This window comes from Sulfurovum sp., from assembly GCF_049668085.1.
GTDB lineage: Bacteria > Campylobacterota > Campylobacteria > Campylobacterales > Sulfurovaceae > Sulfurovum.
In genome coordinates this window covers 1-1,660 of record NZ_JBATIY010000176.1, presented here as the reverse complement: position 1 = coordinate 1,660, position 1,660 = coordinate 1, and the positions used below count along the sequence as shown (strand labels likewise).

Sequence of the window (1,660 nt, the reverse complement as noted above, 5' to 3'; positions counted from 1 at the left end):
GTCTGGCCGAGATGCCACTTGCCGAACATAGCGGTGGCATAACCCACATCGCCCAGCATCTCCGGCATGGTGTATTCCCACTGGGTCAAGCCATATTTCGGGGATGAGAGCGGCACAGAACCATTCCCCGTACGTACAGCATAGCGCCCTGTCATCAGCGCCGCGCGACTGGGAGTACATTGCGCCTCGACATTGAAATTCGTCAAGCGCATCCCTTCAGTGGCCAGCTTGTCGATGCGCGGCGTGGCGCCACCCCGGAGAATACCCCCGCCGTAAACACCCAGTTCACCGTAACCGAAGTTATCCATATTGATTAGAACGATGTTGGGTTTATCCGTTTGTCCTGCATATGCTGCAGTTGCAACAAACAATGTGCTTACAAGAGCACCTGAAATCAAATTAATAAATGATTTTCTTTTCATACTTATATCCTCCTTTTTATTAATAGATATCCTACTAGTTTAGCAGAAAGTGAAAAGGGTGTATATACAAAAACGGAGATATTGTCATAAACTTGGTCATATATCAATTTATAATGACTCAAGAAGTTATGATATAATTTTTACTTAATTTATGAATCAACACTTGGAGTTCCTGTGAAAGATAACCATGATGAAATATCTGGCTTTATTATAGATGTCAATTTTTCTTCTCATGAAGAATTGTCAGAAAAGACCAAACTCTGGGAACTGGAACAGATCCAGATAGAAAAAGGGCCATTCACCGGATCCTTGCATGGTATACATACTCCACATATACAAATAACAAAGGCCGTTCGATCGCATGGTATTATTCTAAAAGGAAAACCTCCAGCAAACAGTTATATATTTAACTATAGTGATGGTATCGGGGAGATCACACATAATGGTTTGCCACTTACTTCTAGTCAACTTTTGGTACTTGATGATAGTGATGAGATTGATTTTACTTCTAAAAGTGCTTCTTATGATGTTACGATAGTGATTGAAAAAGCATTTTTTGAAAAAATATACAAAGCGTTATTTGGTCTACCATTCACATACAATAGAGAAAAGAATAGAATCGAGTTGATACACACAAAAGGCCGTAGTATCGAGTACGATCTTGACCGTTGGAGAGATTATCTTACACAAAACCTGGATGAGTGGGTCAATGACAGTGCATTGACAGAAGAGATAGAGAACAACATCATCCAAACCCTCTGTTCTTATATCGGAGCGGTTAAAGAGCATAAACTTCTTAGCAGTGAAAAAGATGCTATTGCTTTACATCACTATATCGACAAGAATTACAGGGAAGACATCACGATCAAAGAGATCTGTGATACTTTGAATACAAGCGAACGTACTGTTCGTTCGTCATTTAAGAAAATATTCGGACTTAGCCCAAAAGAGTATCTTTCACGGTACCGTCTGGGGAAATTTAGAAATTCACTTATTAAAGATTCGGCTGATAATCCTTCCATAACAAGAATAAGTTTCGAGGAAGGGTTATTTCATCCAAGCCGTCTCGCTAAAGAATATAAAGAGATGTTTGGCTATCTGCCTTCAGAGATAGCAAAGAAAGAAAAAACTGATAGTTGATTTCCAAACAAGATCAGCTTTTTCTTGAAAACCTTATAATCTAACATAGAATATAACGTTTCTCGCTGTAGCGTGATGTAGCAACTTTAAAAGGGCAG

Annotated in this window: 2 protein-coding genes; one reads left to right on the top strand and one right to left on the bottom strand. The window is 39.4% G+C overall.

Annotated features, from left to right (window positions below; genetic code table 11):
- Positions 1–422, bottom strand: a 422-nt coding sequence (locus WBM70_RS10810) for a sulfatase-like hydrolase/transferase (RefSeq protein WP_424558510.1), incomplete at its 3' end; no start/stop codon positions are given.
- A gap of 174 nt (positions 423–596) precedes the next feature.
- On the opposite strand from WBM70_RS10810, the gene WBM70_RS10805 reads away from it, so the two are divergent.
- Entirely contained in the window at positions 597–1,562 is a 966-nt protein-coding gene (locus WBM70_RS10805; protein ID WP_424558509.1) for a helix-turn-helix domain-containing protein, read from the top strand.
- Positions 1,563–1,660 lie beyond the last annotated feature (98 nt).